Genomic DNA, 17,343 nt, shown 5'->3' on the forward strand with positions numbered 1-17,343 from the left:
TAAAATAATCCTAATCATCCAAGATTCAATATATTCCATGAAGAGCACTCATTATGAAAACAGGGTATCAAACGAATTGAAACTCAATCCGTTTGATACCCTGTTTTAAAATTAAATCTAGACACTATTTAAAATACAACACTATAAGCTTATATGAATGCCTCAGCCACTTATTCCAAGTAAAATTCTCCCCCAAATATAGCCAAACCCTAATAGTCCCCAGCAGTACATTCTTGGGTTTCTCTTGGTCGTAATTAAGGCTATAATTGAATGTGTTAATTTGTTCACTATTTAACAATAACTTATTTCTGGAGGTTTCAAATCGATGTCATCTAAAACAATTAAGGGTCTTCTGTTAGCTATCTGTACATGTGCACTTTTCGTGGGAGTTGGTGTGTCATCATCAGCAAATTCAACAGCTTCAAAAACTTCTCCTGCTAAAGTAACAACTTCTTCTAAGAGTACTGCCACCGTCAACGATATGACTGGCGTTTCAGATATTACTAGTCAAAATGGTTCAGCTGGGAATTATATTGGTTTAGGCTACACCAAAATATAATTCTTGAATCACCGTGACGGGCAGTTCATAAAAGATTGAAACTAAAACCTACTATTAATTAAATTCAATCATCCCAAAATTGGGTACAAGAAAAGCACTTCATACAATAGAAGTGCTTTTTTGTACCCAATTTCTTCCTATTAACTAAACTCTTCCTTGTTACTCGCGTGGCGCTTCTTAAACCGTTTGGTGGTCCAAGTCACTACCGTAAAGCCCAAAATAATCGTCATCAACGGATTCAAGTACGGATAAAACGCGTAGCCAATGTATTGAAAGGCGCTGACACCCAGCGTGGCTGAACAGAAGATGCCACTGACACCCCAAGGCACCAAGGCGTTAATATCAGCACCACCCGTGGCTAAGGTTCTAGAGAGGTATTTCTTATCGACTTGTAGTTCATCATAGGACTTTTTGAACGTCTCGCCGGGCAAAATAATTGATAGATACTGTTCCCCTACTAATAGATTCACCGCTAATGAGCCGGTTAGAGTGGCCAGTATCAGTCGGCCAGGCGTACTGATCAGACTACGCATGCTATTAATCAATACCTCAATAATGCCAAATTTAATCAGTAACCCGCCAAGCGATAGCGCTAGGATAATCAATGCCACAGAGCTCAGCATATTAGTGATCCCACCGCCGCTCATCAAACGATTAATGACCGTATTGCTACTGGCAACGTGATTACCGTTCATCAATAAATCACCAATCTGCCCGAAAGTGAATGACCGATCTTGAAACAGCGACAGAATAATAGCGGTTAACGACCCCAGCAGCAACGTTGGAATCGCTGGTACCTTGCGCCAAGCCAAAATGAGCAATACAAATACTGGCAAGAAGGTCAGTAGAGAAATATGATAGGTCGCCATCAGTTGAACAGAGATAGCGTTAACCGCACTCAAATCGGCATTTTTAGCAGAATGCAGCCCGATCATCGCAAATGCCACTAACGAGATAGCGGCAGCCGGGATAACCGTCAGACTCATATTTTTCAAATGGGTATACAGATTGACCTTGGCGATTCCGGTCGTTAGATTCGACGTATCTGACAAGGGTGACATATTATTGCCTAAAAAAGCGCCCGATACGACAGCCCCGGCAATCACCGGCGCGGCAAATCCCAGCACATGGCCGATACCCATAAAAGCAATGCCGATGGTCGAAACGGTCGTGAATGAACTACCAACGGTGATGCCAATAATGGCACAGATAATAAAAACGGTTGGTAAAAATAACTGCACTGAAATTAATTTCAACCCAATCAACATCATGCCGGCAATCGTCCCAGCCTTTAACCAGCTAGCGACCAGAATGCCGATCATTAAAAAGATCAGAATGGGAATAATCCCTGGCGTGACGCCTTCGGACACCCCATTGAAAATCTCATCCCAGGAAAAATGCTTCAAGTGGCCATAGAACATGACCAGCGTAAAAACAAATAAAATAGGAATCTGCGGCGACATATCAAATTTAATAATCATCACACCTAAAATCGTAAACATGGCTAACATCACAACCAAGCTTTCTCCCAAACTAAACCTGGCTGCCTTATTAGAAGAATCCATTTCTATCGGCCCTCTTTCCAAAACAAAAACGAAATTGTGACATAAGTCGATATTGATAAGGATGCCATCCGTTCCCCCGACCAACACAGCATAAAATTTGTTTCAGTTTCCTACTTGAATATAGCCTTAACCTGCTCCATAACTCAGATTCCGGCCATTTAACACCTAAGAACGCCATCCCGATAAAAACCATCGGAATGACGTTCTTAGGTGTTAAATTCTGGAATCTACCGAGTTATGTCACAGCCTCGTTCGACATTCCAGCCAACCTAGAAGTTATTCGTCGATTGTAAATCAGCTTGAACTTGAATCATCCATTCTTTATTCTTGTTGCGATCAATAATGAGTGGAATGATGAACAAAATGAGCGTGATTGCGATAACGAAGATCGATTGCAGTAAGTTTGAAGCCAAGAAGGTTGCCGCAATGATAACAATGATCCCGAAAATCAAGGCGTAAGCTACTACATAGGCCACTGCATTCCCAGTTTTACCTAATCGATATGGTCGTTCTAAATCCGGTTGCGTTTGCCGTAACTTGATCAACGCGATGGCAATCAGAACATAGACCAAAGCGTAGATCACAGTCGTTGCGTTCGTTAATGTCAGGAAAACGTTGTTAACGTTCTTCATGACACCATAGAGTAAGGCGAAAAGTGAGATGCAGATGCTTTGCGTTAACACCACGTTACGGGAAACCCCGTACTTGTTGACCTTGTGATAGCCAAAGCTAGCAGGCAATTGGCCATCGCGGGCAACTTGCGTCATGGTCTTAGACGGCCCCGTTACCCAAGCGGATAATTGAATCAGCACGCCAATCACCACCATGAAACTGAAGATGTTGGCGATAATCGTTGGCCAACCGAGAATCTGGCACCACAGCAGAATAGGCTGCGTAATGTTTGAGAGTTGAATTTGACCATTTGGCACAGCGTTTGCGACTAAGATTCCGTTCAAGATATTCATTAAGATTAACCCAATCAGCGCAACGAAGATCCCGCGAGTGTAAGTCTTCTTGGCATTGTTCAGCCGCGGAATAAACACGGACGACATTTCGATCCCCGTGTAAATGAAGGAAATCGCAGCAAAGTACTGCAGGGTCTGTAAGTTACCGAGGTTTGGAATCAATTTTGAAACTGAAAAGGTCCCCAGATAACTTGCGGGGTCGATCCCTTCTTTAATCAGGGCGGCAATCCCCATCACCAGCATGGTTACGATGGGAATATAAACGCCTAACCAGACCCCCACGTTACCGCCGACTTTGGCCATATCAAACCGTAAATTCAACACGGTGATGAGCCAGTAGAAGCCGAGAATATTGGCTAAAATAAACCAGTGGTTATTGCCCAGTGAGACGTTGCCGAACGTATTGCCCCACAGCGGCCCAATGGTTGAGGCCACCATCACCATTCCTGGAAACATCTGAACCCAGAGTAGCCAGGCCGTGACAAAACCCCATTTTTCACCCAAAGCTGTTTTGACCCACAGTTGCGGGCCGCCATCAGCTTGGAGCATCGTCCCCAATTCCCCCGAAATCAGGGCAACTGGTAAAGCAAAGAACAAAACTGCGAAAATCATATAGGTAATCTGAGACCAACCGGTAGCAGCCACAGATGGTATTGAACGCACTGTCGCGCATAGGGCCATCGTCATCCCGATAAAGGTACCCAGGCCCAATTTGGTTGCTTGTTTATTCATGGTAATTTCCTTCCATCCGCCTTATATCATTATTTTGCTGAAGATAATTGTTTGGTTGTTTCTGCCACGAAGATGTTTTGCAGATCTTCTTTCATGGCAACTTTGATCTTGGGTACAAAGTAATCAAAGTTTTCTTGACGGTTCATGTAAGGGGTCATGACTGACGCCCGGATAACCGTCACCTTGCCAACGCTGTTCCAGTCGGCTTCACTGATTCCCAAACTTTCAACAAATGGCAGTGGACTGTCACCATAATCTGGACTGGCAAAATCAGTATGCGAAACAATGTATTCCTTGCTGTAAAGGGTCCCTTTCACATACGAGGCTTGTTCGTAGAATTGGTGGTTTAACTTGTTCATATCAGCTAAACTATCGTTGCCCTTTTCCTTGAGTACGTAATCCACCATGTTGAAGTCGGGATCGACTAGCGGATGAACTTCGATTGTTTTGTCATTGATTTTAAAGCTCAATTTATCTAAGAAGTCGTAGTAGCGGTGGGCGCCTTCAAGGGAAGCACCCTCTAATTTACCGTAACCCGTTACGTTCAGAGGCAACGTGTGGTGAGCGGCCCAAACGGCAGCAGCGGTGGCACCGGCCTTTGAGCCTTCAAGGATGTAGGCCCCTAACAAAGCTGGAATGTCGGCACCCTTTTCAAAGACGTAAGTCGCAAAGTAGGAAATCGTGTCGCGCATTGCCACGTCCTTGATGGCGATCCCACCGGCTGCATAAGGCACGTAGCCCATCTTATGGGGATCAATCGTAATCGATTCTGCTTCAGAAAAGGCCTTATACGCGTTATAGACATCTTTTTTGATGTAGTCTTTTGATTCGGTAAACACGTGGTTCTTAGCGTGCAGGGTCTTCAATTGGTCGAACGGGACAAAATTGTTATCTTCATCGAGAAAAATGGTTCTGAAGTAACCGCCGTAAGCAGCATCCACGTGCAGGTAGAAGTAGATGCCCTCTTTTTGCAGCTTGTGTCGCAGCTCAACGATTTTATCGATCTGGTCTACAGCACCTTCCTCCGTTGATCCCGCGACACCGACGACCCCTAAGATTGGCGTATGGTCTGAGGTCAAACTGCGAATGATCTTTTCCAGCTCGTCAATATCCATCCGGTAATGCTCATCGATGGGAACGGGCACTACTTGATCCAGCCCGATTCCGATGATGTCAGCGGCCTTCATCCATGAGTAATGCTTCGTTTGCGGTACCAGCCACTTACCGAGTTTTTGCAGGTTCTTGCCGCTACGTGCGGATTTGGCTTTTAACTCGTCTAGTTTTTCACCGGATTGCTCAACCAGTTTCATAATTTCATCGGTTGGCATATTGAGCAGTTCCCAATCTGACTTACCCTGAACTAGCTCTGGGGTGACTTCTTTCATGGCAAGTGGCAGCGACTTAATGTTCCGTGCGTACCAAAGGCCTTCCAGGTTAGCCAGCGAACCATCAGCCACAATGTGACCCCAGCCATTCTTATAGCCCATCATGGTCGCAAAATCATGGCCGACTTCTTCTTCCATCTGCGAAGTCGCCGGTGAGGATTCGTAAGCCACGTTGTTCCCGTTCCAAAGCATGGCGTAATCATAGGCCAGCAGTGCAGGCATCAAGGTCTCGGAATTCATATGGCCCCAGTAGCGACCGGCTGAATGCCACGGCACCGATTCTGTCCGAATTCGGTTTGATACATCATCCAGCACCTTACGCATGCGGTTGACCGTATCTTGAAATTCGGGAGATTGCTGTTCTTCAGGCGAGATCATGTTCTTATCCTGAGGAATGTAATTTTTCCGCCAGCCCAAGTGCTCATCAACAAGTTTGTTCAGCAATTCTTTGTACAAATCACCGTTTTCAGCCTTATCGCCGATAAACAAGGCATCCAAATTTAAATCATTAATCTTCGAATCTGTGATTTCCATGGTAACAGCCTCCAAGTTGTATTTTTGTTTTGCAATTAGAGAATACGCTTACAAAAATACCCTGTAAAGAGTATTTAAATTTCAATATAGCTTCTGTGATATTCACATTTCTTTGCAATAAAGGCTGTAAAACTGCATTAAAAAAGGCAATAACCGGTATCGGTTATTGCCTTTTACTTTTACTAAATTAATTAAAAACTAATTTACTGCTGTTGCACTTTTGCCAGGAAATAATTCTTTTTACCGCGCCGAATAATGACAAATTGACCGTCAAATTGCGTGCTGGGATCAACTTCAAAAGCGGTATCTGAAATCCGGTCACCGTTGATCGTAATGGCACCGTTAGTCACATCTTCCCGTGCTTGACGCTTGGACGGTTCGACCTTCGTTTCAACCAGCAGATCCACAACGTTTTGCGGGTCACTTGTTACCGACACACTAGGAGCCTTCCCAAATGCATCCTGGACTTCAGCAGCCGACAGTTCTTTAACGTTACCGGAGAATAAAATGGCCGTAATCTTCTGTGCCGTGTCCAAGGCTTCTTGGCCATGAACAAAGCGGGTCACTTCTTCCGCTAACCTGGTTTGGGCTAAGCGCTTTTCCGGTTCCTTTTCCACACTTTGTTCCAAATCCGCAATTTCAGCTTGATCTAAGAACGTGAAGTACTTGAGGTATTTAACGACATCGCGGTCGTCTTGATTCAGCCAAAACTGGTAAAATTCGTATGGCGACGTCTTTTTAGCATCGAGCCAAATCGCACCGCCAGCGGTTTTCCCAAACTTAGTGCCATCCGCCTTCAGCATTAACGGAATCGTTAATCCATAGACCTGTTCATCCGCACCATCGATCTTGTGGATCAGATCGATTCCGCTCGTAATATTGCCCCATTGGTCCGCGCCACCGATCTGCAATTGAATCCCATGTTCGTGATGCAGCGTGAGAAAATCGACTGATTGGAGGATCTGGTACGTAAATTCGGTAAAAGAAATACCAACATCCAAGCGGCTAGCGACAATGTCCTTAGCCAACATGGTGTTGATATTCACTAATTTCCCGTAATCACGGAGAAAATCGAGTAATGAAATTTTTGAGAGCCAGTCATAGTTATTCACAAACGAAATATTCGAACTCCCGCCAAATAACTTCTGCATCTGCTGCGTTAACGATTTAACGTTCGCCTGAACAGTTTCCATGGTCTGCAGCTGGCGTTCTGATTTCCGCCCACTGGGATCACCGATACTACCGGTGGCACCACCAATCAGAATGTAAGGGTGGTGGCCCGCCAGTTCAAACCGTTTCATCATCATGAACGGAATCAAGTGACCAATGTGCATACTGTCACCAGTTGGATCAACCCCGCAATACAGCGAGATCGACTTGTTCTCAGTCAGCTCTTTGAGGCCTTCAGCATCCGTCTGCTGGTTGATTGCACCCCGCCAAGTCAGCTCATCAATAATATTCATGTCCTCTACCTCCAAATGAATTCTTTGATTTCGGACATAAACATAAGCCAGCCATGTAAACGGTGTCAACATGGCATCTGTCTCATCTCAGGCTAATTTTTTAATTCTAGCCGGCATTTTTATCATAATTATTTTGAATAGGTCGATTAGTTTTTGGTATAAACTGATGTTCATCATTAGCTGCTTCTTCTTCAGTCAACCCGGTCACCACTTCCATACCGTGCCGGGTCACGATCAGCTGTTTTCCAAATTTTCGAATGGTGCCTTCCGGAAACCTCCATGGTGTTTTCCGATAAGCCTGCCGTACGTAATCATCGGCTTTGTGCCAGCGTCTGGCCGCTTCACTGGAAGACATAATGTCATGGTTATTTAAATCAAACATATCATCACCTGCATTTGATTATCTTTCTTTGTAGTCGGTATCCGCGCCCTTTTGAAGGGTGAGGATCAAACTCTTGGACAGCTGCCACAGTCCAATAACAATACTTGCCATCAAAATCAAGATTACAGCACCAGAAATACCATCAACGTTTGACCAACTCGCATTAATCATTATAATGAACAAAGGAGAAAGCATAACTAGCGTGACAACGATTCGGGTTAACTTAGCTTTGAGACCTTGATGTGGTTTTATCTTTGTATTTTCCATACCTTTATACCTCCTATGCTATATTGCAGATTTGCTACTGCCATAGCGGACCTGCTCATTAACTCGTTGACGTTATTTAGTGGCACTGTTGATCACGTGTCCGCATTCTGCACAAACAATTTCACCATTGTTGTGTTTCTCAAAAACAATGTCCCCGCATTCGGGGCAATGAATGGTAACATCACTAGATTTCATCATTTACACCACCTTTTCTATTTTCATCAAGGTACAAAAAAACGTCCCTTCATTATCTCTAATGAAGGGACGTTTTTTAACGCGGTACCACCCTAGTTCAAGGTGTCAAACACCTCACACTCTCTCCCCTATATCGGTGGGCAACCGCGTCCTAACACTTTAGTATTTTGAAACATTACCCTGCATAGTTTTCACCAACCACTATTTCTCTGATCCCTGAGGTAATGTCCTACTCACGAAAAGGTTAAAGTTTACGACCTTTGATGTTGTAACTTACAGTATCATGCCGTACTTTGAATGTCAAATATGATTCACATAAATTTTTTTGAAATTTAATTTGACTCATTTTATCCTCATTTAAAAAGTTCAAAATAAAAATTAGCGCAACTGATTTAGGAGAATCTGTAACGCCATTATCCGCCTTAAAGCGTCTTTTTTGACGTTATTTTCAATCATTTCAGGCGAAACTTTCATACATTTTTTTAGTTTTGTAATCAACTTCCATGTCAGTTCTCATTCCCATTCAATCACATTATCGACTATAATGTCATAGTAACCTTCTATCTAAAAAGGACTTAATGACTATGCAAAAAGAATTGAACTATTACCAGCGATACCTGCGATCCTACTGGCGGACAGAAATATTTAACACGGCTATCTTTGTGGTCGCACTGGCCGCAACCGTGGCGAATGGACTGATCGGTGGCAGAGACATCATTTCAGCATCCACCTCAAACGTGCTCTTTATTGGCGTCCTCGTGATCATTGCGCTCAGCATCATTTTAACCTTTGGCAGAGTTAACCGGCAGAATCAGGCAGTTAACAAGTTTAAGCAGTTTATGGCTAAGGATGACAAGCAGCTTTCACAGGATGATCAATCCGTTTACGAGCAGTGCAAACGTTACTACCAACGTGGCAAACAATTAGATAAGCTCAACATTGTGATTGCGCTGGGCGTCGTTTGCGGCTACATTTTGATTAGTTTATAACACTGATTTTACTGGCGTTGTTTCACATGGAACAATCGACAGTAATTTTTGCCTTTCGCTTTGTTTATCCAATGAATAAGACTACAATAGAGCAGTAGTGTAAGAACACACGTTCGAGATAAGGGGGATTGCCTTTATGGCCTTACAACTATTCGAACCCGGTCATCCGTCACAGCGGACTGATTCCAAGGAACGCAAACAGGCGTTAGATCAAACTTTAAAAGCAATTGATAAAAAATTCGGTAAGGGCGCTTTGATGCGCATGGGCGATAAACCCAACCTTGAAATTAAACGCTTTTCATCCGGCTTACTTTCATTAGACCACGCCATTGGCGGCGGTTATCCGTATGGCCGTATCATGGAACTTTATGGACCGGAATCATCTGGGAAAACCACCTTGGCTTTAACCGCCGTTGCTGCCCTTCAAAAACAAAACGGCATTGTGGCCTACATTGATTTTGAAAATGCTTTGGATCCAGCCTATGCTAAAAACCTTGGCGTTGATTTGGATTCACTACTGTTATCGCAACCGGGAACTGCCGAAGATGGCTTTAACATCGCTGACGAATTAGTTAAAAGCGGTGCGGTAGACATGATCGTTTTTGACTCAGTCGCAGCCATGCTGCCAAAAGCCGAAATTGACGGTGAAATTGGCGATAACCACGTTGGCTTACAAGCGCGGCTAATGTCGCAATCATTACGTGGCCTCACTAGCTTAGCTAACCAAACGCAAACGACTCTACTATTCATTAACCAAATTCGTGAAAAAGTGGGTGTCATGTTCGGTAATCCTGAAGTCACACCTGGCGGCCGGGCACTGAAGTTCTACTCAACGATTCGACTGGAGATTCGACGACGCGACAACATTAAAAACGGTCAGGATATCATTGGGACTAACGTTAAGATTAAGGTCACTAAAAACAAGGTTGCCCCGCCATTTAAACAGGTCGAAGTCCAAAACTTCTTCGGTAAGGGACTTTCTCATGCAGGTGATTTACTGACGATCGCAGTGGATAACGATATCGTTAAAAAGTCCGGTTCATGGTATTCTTACCAAGACGAACGTCTAGGGCAAGGCCAGCCGAACGTAATCGATTATTTGGAACAGCATGCCGAACTAGAAGATAAGATTGAAAAAGACATTAAAGATATGTGGAATGACGAGAAAAAGGATAAAGAACCAGACAAGGACGATAAATCCACTGGTGATCATACTGAAGCAGTTTAGTTGATTCCATATGAAAAAGGCGCTGATCTGATTGGATCAGCGCCTTTTGATTTGCTCATTTCTTTTAATTATAGTCTTAACGTATTCAACAGCTCTCTAACCGCCTTGTTTCACACTCAGTACAAGTTATCATTATGATCATTACCATCATTATGAAACGCCCACGAATCAAACCAGCCGGCATCGTAACTGTCATCATCATACGGACCGGAGTAGCCACTACCACCCGTTTTATTATCGAGCCAAACACAAAATGCGTACATTAAGAATAATCCCAATATCATCAATAATATCAGGCCGATATCGATCACCCAGCCCTCCACGTATGGCCATACCCAGACACCAACTTTTAGTACAACAAGCCAGGTGCCAATAGTGACAAACCAGGAGTGCTTTTTCTTAGTCTTAGCACGATGGGCCATTTCTGGCTGTGGTGCTGGCTCAACCAACGGGTGCTTAACTTTGGTCATGTCGCTAATCATATATTGATAGTGCGTTGGTGCATCTGGCTCTCGTCTTTGGTAGATCTGTTGTGACGGTTTAGCCGCCTGCAAATGCTCTGTCATGATTTGTTACTTCTTTCCTGCTATGTATTACCTCCATTTTACCCCTGTTGCAGTCAGACTGCTAAACTCATTTACACAAAAACGCTTTGCATCAATGCTGTCTTTTACAACGTTGATGTAAAGCGTTTTTTCTTGTGCGCATTGATTTTATCTAGCGGAAACGTGTTCAACAAGGCAGAGACCTCCATGTAAGGGACTTTACCACAAATCCAAGACCGGGATTTATGATAAAGTCCCTTACACACCGGTCTCTAACCGCCTTGTTTCACACTCTAGTGAAATCTCATTCCCCCATCAACCTGCAAACTCTGCCCAGTCACATAACCGGCATCTGGACTCACAAACCAAGCAACCACCGCAGCGACATCCGCTGGCGTAGCTTCACGGCCAATGGCGATTTCCGTCAAGCAATCCGCCTTTTGCTCCGCCACACTCTTGTGTTTGATTGCCGCCGTTTTTTTGTCGATGGCATCGCGCATTTTGGTGCGGACGATCCCTGGATTATAAGCGTTCACGGTAATTTTATCCTTGGCAAATTCCTTGGCCGCCGACTGCGTCAAACCGCGAATACCAAACTTGGAAGCTGAATAGGCACTCTGCAAAGCCGAAGCTTCATAGCCTGCCAGCGAAGCAGCGTTGACGATTCGACCGCCGTGACCCTGTTCTTTGAATTTCTTACCAGCAGCTTGAATGCCCCAGTAAGTCCCCTTCAAATTCACGTCTAACAGCCGTTCAACGTCTGCTGGATCCGAGTCGATAAAGCTTTCAATGAACGCGACCCCGGCATTGTTCACGTAAACGGCCAGTTCCCCTAAATCTTTGACCGCTGCATCGACCAATGCAAACACTTCATCACGGTGCGCCACATCCACATGATAAGCCTTGGCACTATAGCCTTCGCTCTGTAGATCTTGAGCCACCTTAGCTGCGGTAGTGTCGTTAATGTCGGCCACAGCGATAGCGTAACCCTCTTTTGCGAGACGGTGCGCGATGCCTTCACCAATACCTTGTCCTGAACCCGTTACAATTGCTAATTTTGCCATGCTATGACCTCCTGACTAGTCTAAATCGTGTGCCGTTCGAATGGATCGTCGCTGATACCCGCATCAACAATATCACGTGACCATTGTTTAGCTGAAAAAAGTGAATGATCGCGGTAGTTGCCGCAACTGTATTTATCAGTCCCCTGAACGTCTTTCCATTCGATCTTGTCGGCAATTTCTTCTAATGAACTCTTCAAAGCTTTGGCAACTTCGGTAGTGGAATGCTCGCCCCAAGTAATCAAATGAAACCCGGTCCGGCAGCCAAATGGTGAACAGTCGATAACACCATCAAGCCGGTCACGCAGCAAACCTGCTAATAGATGTTCAATCGTATGCAGACCAGCTGTTGGGATTGCGTTTGTATTAGGCTGGACTAACCGTAAATCGTAGTTTGAAATGGCGTCACCCTTTGGTCCCTTTTCTACCGTAATCAACCGAACGTATGGTGCTTTAACCTTTGTGTGATCCAATGTAAAACTTTCAACTTTAGCCATAATAAATGATCTCCTTTTAATTTTTAAATAGCTGTTACTTCAAATAACTAAGCGGTTTATTAACTTCGATCTTGGTGCCATAGTACTTATCCTTAATGTACTTTTGGATATCCTTCTTGTGATAGAGTTTCACTAACTTCTTGTAGTTCGGATTGTTCTTGTTCTTTTCTGAAGTGGCCAGAATGTTAATGTTGTCCTTTGTGCTTTGATCAACTTTTTCATGATAAATGGAATCCGTCAGTACATGTAAATGACCTTCCAAAGCCACTGTGTTAGAAATCAGCACCGCGTCCACATCGTTGATCACCCGCGGACCGGTGGTATCATCGATCTGTTTGAACTTAAAGTTTTTCGGGTTAGACTTGATATCCTTAACCGTGCCAACGTATCCAAAGTTCTTATCCAATTTGATCAGACCGGCCTTTTGCAGAAGTACTAAACCCCGGGCAGCTTGTGATGGGTTGTTGGCAATGGCAATCGTTGACCCTGCTGGAATATCTTTGACGTTCTTGTACTTTTTAGAATAGAGGCCCATCGGTTCCAAGTAAGTCGTCCCTAACGCGGCTAACTTATTGGACTTATTTTGCTGGTTATAGGTTTCTAGGTATGACCAAGACTGAAAGGCATTCACATCCACGTCACCATCCGCGGTGGCCTTATTCAGCTGAACCCCATCGGCAATGTTTTTCACCCTGATCTTCAGTCCCAGTTTCTTGGCATCATTGGTTTTGGCAATGTGCTGCCAAATATCAATGTCAGAACCCTGCGAACCAATTAAGATCGAACTGGACTTACTTTTATTAGCAGCCTGAGTACCAGAAATACTGTGAATTCCAAACGCTGCTAAAACAACGACAAGCACAATGCCAATTAACCAATACGCGCTTTTTTTCATTTTGTATCACTCCTTTAATTATGTTCAACTCTTCTGACGATCCAATCGCCAATTAACTGAACTGCAAACACTAACACTAAAATAATAATCATTGCCATAAAAGTAATGTCATTTTCGAAGCGGGCATAACCAATATTGATTGCGACATCCCCAAGGCCACCGGAACCAATGGCACCAGCCATGGTCGTTAAACCAATTAAACTGATAATGGTAACGATGGAAACTCGGATGATATCGGCAAGACCTTCACGTAAATAGATTCTAAAAATGATTGCCATAGGACTGGAACCCATTGACTCAGCGGCCTCAATCACCCCGTGATCCACGTCCAGCAACGCATTTTGGACTTGCCGAGCGTAGAACGGAAAAATCCCGAAAATCAGTGGTACCAGCGAAGCAGTCGTCCCAACGGTAGTCCCTACCAGAAACTTGGTCAGCGGTGAAATCACCGCCAGTAAGATGATGAAAGGAATGGATCGTAGCAAGTTAACAATTTTATCAACAACTGAATACGTCAGCTTGTCTTCTAAAATTCCGCCTGGCTGCGTAACCACTAACAGTACCCCAACCAGCAATCCTAAAACTGCTGAAACAATGGCCGACATCAGCGTCATGTAAATCGTTTCCCAAGTGGCCTGAAGAAACTCACCCTTCATTGCTATGACGTTTGGCATAATCGCGCTCATTGACCATCACCCCTTTCAAGTGTTCCATCCGTTAAAATTCTGGTTTTGACACCTTCATTTTTCATTTGTCGAATTGCTTCATTAAAACCAGCTAAATCACCGGTAATGATAGCAATCATATAACCCACGTTCTCGCCATCGATTTGATCGATGTTAGCAAACAGGATATTCACGTCCACGCTGTACTTTTGTGACAGTTCAGAAACCACACTTTGCTTAGTTGAATTACCAATAAAATTGAAGTACATCAATTCCTGATTGGCTTTAAATTCACTGATCTTGATCGTGCTGGTAATTCGCTCAATGGCTTCCTTCACGTTAGTCGAGGTTTCAACAAAATCGTTGGTTAATTTTTGCTGCGGTTCCGTGAAAACCTTGGCAACTGGTCCGCGTTCAATAATTTTACCGGCATCCATGACCGCCACGTTATGGCAAATACTCTTGATCACCTGCATTTCGTGAGTGATCAAAACAATCGTTAAGTTCAAATCACGATTCAACTGTTTCAGTAATTCTAGAATTGATTTCGTGGTCTTCGGGTCTAAAGCACTGGTTGCTTCATCTGAGATTAAGATCTCAGGGTCACTGGCTAACGCTCGGGCGATGGCCACTCGTTGCTTTTGGCCACCAGATAACTGGCCGGGGTACGTGTCCGCATATTCACTCAACCCAACTAATTTCAGTAACTTCAACGCCTTGGCGTGACGTTCAGCCTTACTGATTTTGGTTCCTAACAGCGGATATTCCACGTTGCCTTGAACCGTGCGAGACTTCATCAGGTTAAAATGCTGAAAAATCATGCTAACCTTTTTGCGGGCCTGCCGTAGTTCAACCGGTTTTAGTTGCTGAATTTTCTGGTTATTAACGATCACCGTCCCAGCAGTCGGCTTCTGCAAGAGGTTGATAACGCGTACCAAGGTACTTTTCCCCGCACCGGAATAACCGATGATGCCGTAGATATCACCGCGTGGGATTGTTAGATCAACGTTCTTCACAGCATCGATCTGCTGGTCACCGTTATTGAAGTGTACCGATATGTTTTTTAATTCAATTGCATTTGTCGTTGTTTCAGTCATATTGCTGCTCTCCCTCAAATTTACATAGTCTAATCGGGTTTCAGCAGGCAGAGACTTGCGCGTAACGAATCCCGGCCATAAATCCAGACCCAGGATTTTTGTCCAGGCTTCGTTACACTTCAGTCTCTAAGCGCCTGCTTCCACACCTTGGCACCAAAAAAGTCGCCCCTTTATTTATCTCTAAATAAAAGGACGACTTAATCGTGCTACCACCTTAGTTCGAATACTCCTCGCGGAAATATTCCTCATTGGGTACTGACTAACGGCGATTCAGTACTTACTGCTATCAGTGCATACCCTAACTCTATAACGGGAGTTCCCGCTACTGCCTAGCACAACGGTTCAACAGTAGAGCGATTATCAAGACCATATTCGGCTGGACATAGCCGTTACCTTTCACCAAACGGTAACTCTCTAAAGGCCATGCAAAACTTACTCATCTTGTCGCTTGCTTCGTATTTAACAACTGGTGCTAGTATGACGCGCAATTTTTAGTGTGTCAAGATTAGATTAGTATCTTTTAACCGCATCTCTCATTTATAGTTAAAATTGCGCTCTTATAAATACCGTTAAATAGGTATTTATAAGCATAATGAAACATTTTGCAATTATTTTCTCATTATTAGTTAACATTTTAACTGACTTACCTCAACGCTAAATCAGTTGAGAAGGTTGATCCATAGACCCATTGACAGAAACTGCCCTAGTGAATAATCGGCACAGCAGTCATTTTAAGTTTGATCTTCAGCTTTCTCATTTATCAGCAATCGTTCACGCATCTATCACAGAATATGCGGGACTCACCACCTTAGCGTTATGGTTTGTGATTATCACCAGAAAAATTCAACAATACTTCACAAAGAGTCAACACAGAGTTTAATTTAAACTGATATATTACATTCTCTACCTAATAATGATAAACTAATCAAGAAGTGAGGCGGAGAATGTGAAAAATACTTTAAAAGAACGGTGGATTGGTCTTATCGCTGGTCTAATTTGTAATGCCTTTGGTAATGCATTATCCATTGCCGGTAATATGGGAAGCGGCGTCTGGTCCGCTTCCGCTGTTAACTTACATAACTGGACTGGTATTAGCTTAGGTATGCTACTATTTTGTATCGGTGTCATCAACGCAATTACCAACCAGATTCTCATTCACCATTGGGATGGCAAACGTTTTTTCGGTGAAGTGCTGTTTGTGATGTTCTTCGGAACTTTCGTGCAGTACTTCGTGCGCTGGTTTAATTCGATCGGTGTAAACACAGCTCCCATTATTTGGCGATTGATTCTAAGCTGCTTGGGAATCGCCCTATTCTGTGTTGGTATTTCACTCTACCAGCGAGCTAACATTGTGATGCACCCTAACGATGACACGACTAACATCTTACGGTTTATGTATTTAAAGGGTAACGCCACGGCTTCTCAGCTACTGGATTTTCTACCACCGCTGATTGTTAGTGGTATCGCTTATTTTCCCACCGGTCGCATCGACTCTATCAACCTGGCAACCTTGTTCTCCATCATCTGCAATGGGTTCATCATTGCTGCCTCTGATCGGTATATCTGGCCACACTTAAAACATAACTTTAGAGCCAAAGCAAAAACTAATTAAAAATGAGTCACAAAATAAGTGAGCGGTCAAAAACGACTGCTCACTTATTTTTTATTCATCAAGAAAACCGTGTTCGATAATATCAAACTCGCTGTGAATCTGCTCAATGATTGGTTCAAAATCCTCAATTTGTGCATTAGGATGTTTTTGCATAAACACTTCTGCATCCGCAAATACCGCTTCACCAACCGAATTAAGCAGCTTGGCAAGGACTTTTTTATCAACACCTGCACGAACATGCATCCGATCCAGCACCGGTTGCTCCAGCGTTGCTGTGGATTGTGCGGTGCGCTTTTTCCAAAATTCCGCCATTTCTGGTTGAACATCCGCTGGCAACAATTTCATATCCGAAAATGACTGAACTGATACCTTAAATTCTGCCGGGTAATCCAGCTGCATTTGAATTTTATACCGCACCGCGCGTTCAATCATATCGCCAAGATCCTTGGCATCCGTCCAAACTGAGAGGTCGGCAACATCGGTCAACCGCTCATAAACGTATTCCACAGTGGCTAAATACAGGTGCCCCTTATCGCCAAAATAACGAAAAACAATCCCCTTTGAAACCTCAGCATCCTTGGCAATATCAGCCGTCTTAGCCTGTAAATAACCGTTCTTAGCAAAGATTCGGGTGGCGCTTTTCATAATCCGGTCAACCTTATCCGGATCCTTTGGAATGTCAGGGTTCAATTCAAGCATACTCGTTT

The 17,343-nt window shown here is 43.8% G+C and carries 18 protein-coding genes and 1 other annotated feature; of the genes, 4 read left to right on the plus strand and 14 right to left on the minus strand.

Annotated features, from left to right (window positions below; translation table 11 throughout):
• Positions 1-325 precede the first annotated feature (325 nt).
• Entirely contained in the window at positions 326-559 is a 234-nt protein-coding gene (locus CES79_RS03880) for a hypothetical protein (RefSeq protein ID WP_054655353.1), read from the plus strand.
• A gap of 140 nt (positions 560-699) precedes the next feature.
• On the opposite strand, the gene nhaC is transcribed toward CES79_RS03880, so the two are convergent.
• The 7 genes from nhaC to CES79_RS03915 all read right to left on the minus strand — a co-directional run bounded on the left by nhaC (position 700) and on the right by CES79_RS03915 (position 8,050).
• Positions 700-2,124 (minus strand): Na+/H+ antiporter NhaC, encoded by a 1,425-nt coding sequence (nhaC, locus tag CES79_RS03885; RefSeq protein ID WP_089136369.1) that lies wholly within the window; start codon positions 2,122-2,124, stop codon positions 700-702.
• 269 nt (positions 2,125-2,393) lie between these two features.
• Positions 2,394-3,821 (minus strand): tyrosine-tyramine antiporter, encoded by a 1,428-nt coding sequence (gene tyrP, locus CES79_RS03890; protein WP_089136370.1) that lies wholly within the window; start codon positions 3,819-3,821, stop codon positions 2,394-2,396.
• A gap of 29 nt (positions 3,822-3,850) precedes the next feature.
• Positions 3,851-5,734, minus strand: a complete 1,884-nt coding sequence (tdc, locus tag CES79_RS03895; RefSeq protein WP_191983066.1) for a tyrosine decarboxylase — start codon at positions 5,732-5,734, stop codon at positions 3,851-3,853.
• Between the two features lie 209 nt (positions 5,735-5,943).
• The gene (gene tyrS, locus CES79_RS03900) at positions 5,944-7,203 is read right to left on the minus strand and encodes a tyrosine--tRNA ligase (protein ID WP_054655351.1); all 1,260 of its coding nucleotides are present in this window, start codon (positions 7,201-7,203) and stop codon (positions 5,944-5,946) included.
• A gap of 106 nt (positions 7,204-7,309) precedes the next feature.
• Entirely contained in the window at positions 7,310-7,585 is a 276-nt protein-coding gene (locus CES79_RS03905) for a helix-turn-helix domain-containing protein (protein WP_054655350.1), read from the minus strand.
• A gap of 18 nt (positions 7,586-7,603) precedes the next feature.
• A complete protein-coding gene (locus tag CES79_RS03910) occupies positions 7,604-7,852 on the minus strand; it encodes a hypothetical protein (protein WP_054655348.1) in 249 nt (82 codons plus the stop codon).
• Between the two features lie 72 nt (positions 7,853-7,924).
• A complete protein-coding gene (locus CES79_RS03915; RefSeq protein WP_191983065.1) occupies positions 7,925-8,050 on the minus strand; it encodes a TFIIB-type zinc ribbon-containing protein in 126 nt (41 codons plus the stop codon).
• 581 nt (positions 8,051-8,631) lie between these two features.
• Between CES79_RS03915 and CES79_RS03920 the strand changes: the two genes are divergently transcribed.
• Together CES79_RS03920 and recA are read left to right on the plus strand one after the other, a co-directional pair.
• Entirely contained in the window at positions 8,632-9,036 is a 405-nt protein-coding gene (locus tag CES79_RS03920; RefSeq protein WP_089136373.1) for a hypothetical protein, read from the plus strand.
• Positions 9,037-9,172: 136 nt separating this feature from the next.
• On the plus strand, positions 9,173-10,264 hold the full coding sequence (gene recA, locus CES79_RS03925) for a recombinase RecA (RefSeq protein WP_089136374.1): 1,092 nt from the start codon (positions 9,173-9,175) through the stop codon (positions 10,262-10,264).
• A gap of 116 nt (positions 10,265-10,380) precedes the next feature.
• Here the strand turns inward: recA and CES79_RS03930 are convergent, their stop codons facing one another.
• From CES79_RS03930 to CES79_RS03955, 6 genes are all read right to left on the minus strand, one after another.
• On the minus strand, positions 10,381-10,830 hold the full coding sequence (locus CES79_RS03930) for a hypothetical protein (protein ID WP_054655343.1): 450 nt from the start codon (positions 10,828-10,830) through the stop codon (positions 10,381-10,383).
• Positions 10,831-11,102: 272 nt separating this feature from the next.
• Positions 11,103-11,873, minus strand: coding sequence for an acetoin reductase (locus CES79_RS03935; protein WP_089136375.1), 771 nt, complete (start codon positions 11,871-11,873; stop codon positions 11,103-11,105).
• Positions 11,874-11,893: 20 nt separating this feature from the next.
• Complete coding sequence (locus CES79_RS03940) at positions 11,894-12,367, minus strand: S-ribosylhomocysteine lyase (protein WP_089136376.1); 474 nt, start codon at positions 12,365-12,367, stop codon at positions 11,894-11,896.
• A gap of 34 nt (positions 12,368-12,401) precedes the next feature.
• A complete protein-coding gene (locus CES79_RS03945; protein WP_054655341.1) occupies positions 12,402-13,262 on the minus strand; it encodes a MetQ/NlpA family ABC transporter substrate-binding protein in 861 nt (286 codons plus the stop codon).
• 14 nt (positions 13,263-13,276) lie between these two features.
• Positions 13,277-13,948, minus strand: a complete 672-nt coding sequence (locus tag CES79_RS03950; protein ID WP_054655339.1) for a methionine ABC transporter permease — start codon at positions 13,946-13,948, stop codon at positions 13,277-13,279.
• On the minus strand, positions 13,945-15,024 hold the full coding sequence (locus tag CES79_RS03955) for a methionine ABC transporter ATP-binding protein (RefSeq protein WP_089136377.1): 1,080 nt from the start codon (positions 15,022-15,024) through the stop codon (positions 13,945-13,947). The genes CES79_RS03950 and CES79_RS03955 overlap by 4 nt, the downstream gene beginning before the upstream one ends.
• Before the next feature lie 185 nt (positions 15,025-15,209).
• Positions 15,210-15,478: a binding site (T-box leader), on the minus strand.
• Positions 15,479-15,970: 492 nt separating this feature from the next.
• On the opposite strand from CES79_RS03955, the gene CES79_RS03960 reads away from it, so the two are divergent.
• Entirely contained in the window at positions 15,971-16,636 is a 666-nt protein-coding gene (locus CES79_RS03960; RefSeq protein ID WP_501193770.1) for a YczE/YyaS/YitT family protein, read from the plus strand.
• Positions 16,637-16,687: 51 nt separating this feature from the next.
• Here CES79_RS03960 and CES79_RS03965 read toward each other — a convergent pair whose 3' ends face one another.
• Complete coding sequence (locus CES79_RS03965) at positions 16,688-17,335, minus strand: TetR/AcrR family transcriptional regulator (RefSeq protein WP_089136378.1); 648 nt, start codon at positions 17,333-17,335, stop codon at positions 16,688-16,690.
• Positions 17,336-17,343: the final 8 nt, after the last annotated feature.

The organism is Secundilactobacillus silagei JCM 19001 (genome assembly GCF_002217945.1).
Taxonomy (GTDB): domain Bacteria; phylum Bacillota; class Bacilli; order Lactobacillales; family Lactobacillaceae; genus Secundilactobacillus; species Secundilactobacillus silagei.

Coding starts and splice junctions, on each gene's coding strand:
- CES79_RS03880 (WP_054655353.1), top strand. CDS start 326: ATGTCATCTAAAACAATTAAGGGTCTTCTGTTAGCTATCTGTACATGT.
- nhaC (WP_089136369.1), bottom strand. CDS start 2,124: ATGGATTCTTCTAATAAGGCAGCCAGGTTTAGTTTGGGAGAAAGCTTG.
- tyrP (WP_089136370.1), bottom strand. CDS start 3,821: ATGAATAAACAAGCAACCAAATTGGGCCTGGGTACCTTTATCGGGATG.
- tyrS (WP_054655351.1), bottom strand. CDS start 7,203: ATGAATATTATTGATGAGCTGACTTGGCGGGGTGCAATCAACCAGCAG.
- CES79_RS03905 (WP_054655350.1), bottom strand. CDS start 7,585: ATGTTTGATTTAAATAACCATGACATTATGTCTTCCAGTGAAGCGGCC.
- CES79_RS03910 (WP_054655348.1), bottom strand. CDS start 7,852: ATGGAAAATACAAAGATAAAACCACATCAAGGTCTCAAAGCTAAGTTA.
- CES79_RS03915 (WP_191983065.1), bottom strand. CDS start 8,050: ATGATGAAATCTAGTGATGTTACCATTCATTGCCCCGAATGCGGGGAC.
- CES79_RS03920 (WP_089136373.1), top strand. CDS start 8,632: ATGCAAAAAGAATTGAACTATTACCAGCGATACCTGCGATCCTACTGG.
- recA (WP_089136374.1), top strand. CDS start 9,173: ATGGCCTTACAACTATTCGAACCCGGTCATCCGTCACAGCGGACTGAT.
- CES79_RS03930 (WP_054655343.1), bottom strand. CDS start 10,830: ATGACAGAGCATTTGCAGGCGGCTAAACCGTCACAACAGATCTACCAA.
- CES79_RS03935 (WP_089136375.1), bottom strand. CDS start 11,873: ATGGCAAAATTAGCAATTGTAACGGGTTCAGGACAAGGTATTGGTGAA.
- CES79_RS03940 (WP_089136376.1), bottom strand. CDS start 12,367: ATGGCTAAAGTTGAAAGTTTTACATTGGATCACACAAAGGTTAAAGCA.
- CES79_RS03945 (WP_054655341.1), bottom strand. CDS start 13,262: ATGAAAAAAAGCGCGTATTGGTTAATTGGCATTGTGCTTGTCGTTGTT.
- CES79_RS03950 (WP_054655339.1), bottom strand. CDS start 13,948: ATGAGCGCGATTATGCCAAACGTCATAGCAATGAAGGGTGAGTTTCTT.
- CES79_RS03955 (WP_089136377.1), bottom strand. CDS start 15,024: ATGACTGAAACAACGACAAATGCAATTGAATTAAAAAACATATCGGTA.
- CES79_RS03965 (WP_089136378.1), bottom strand. CDS start 17,335: ATGCTTGAATTGAACCCTGACATTCCAAAGGATCCGGATAAGGTTGAC.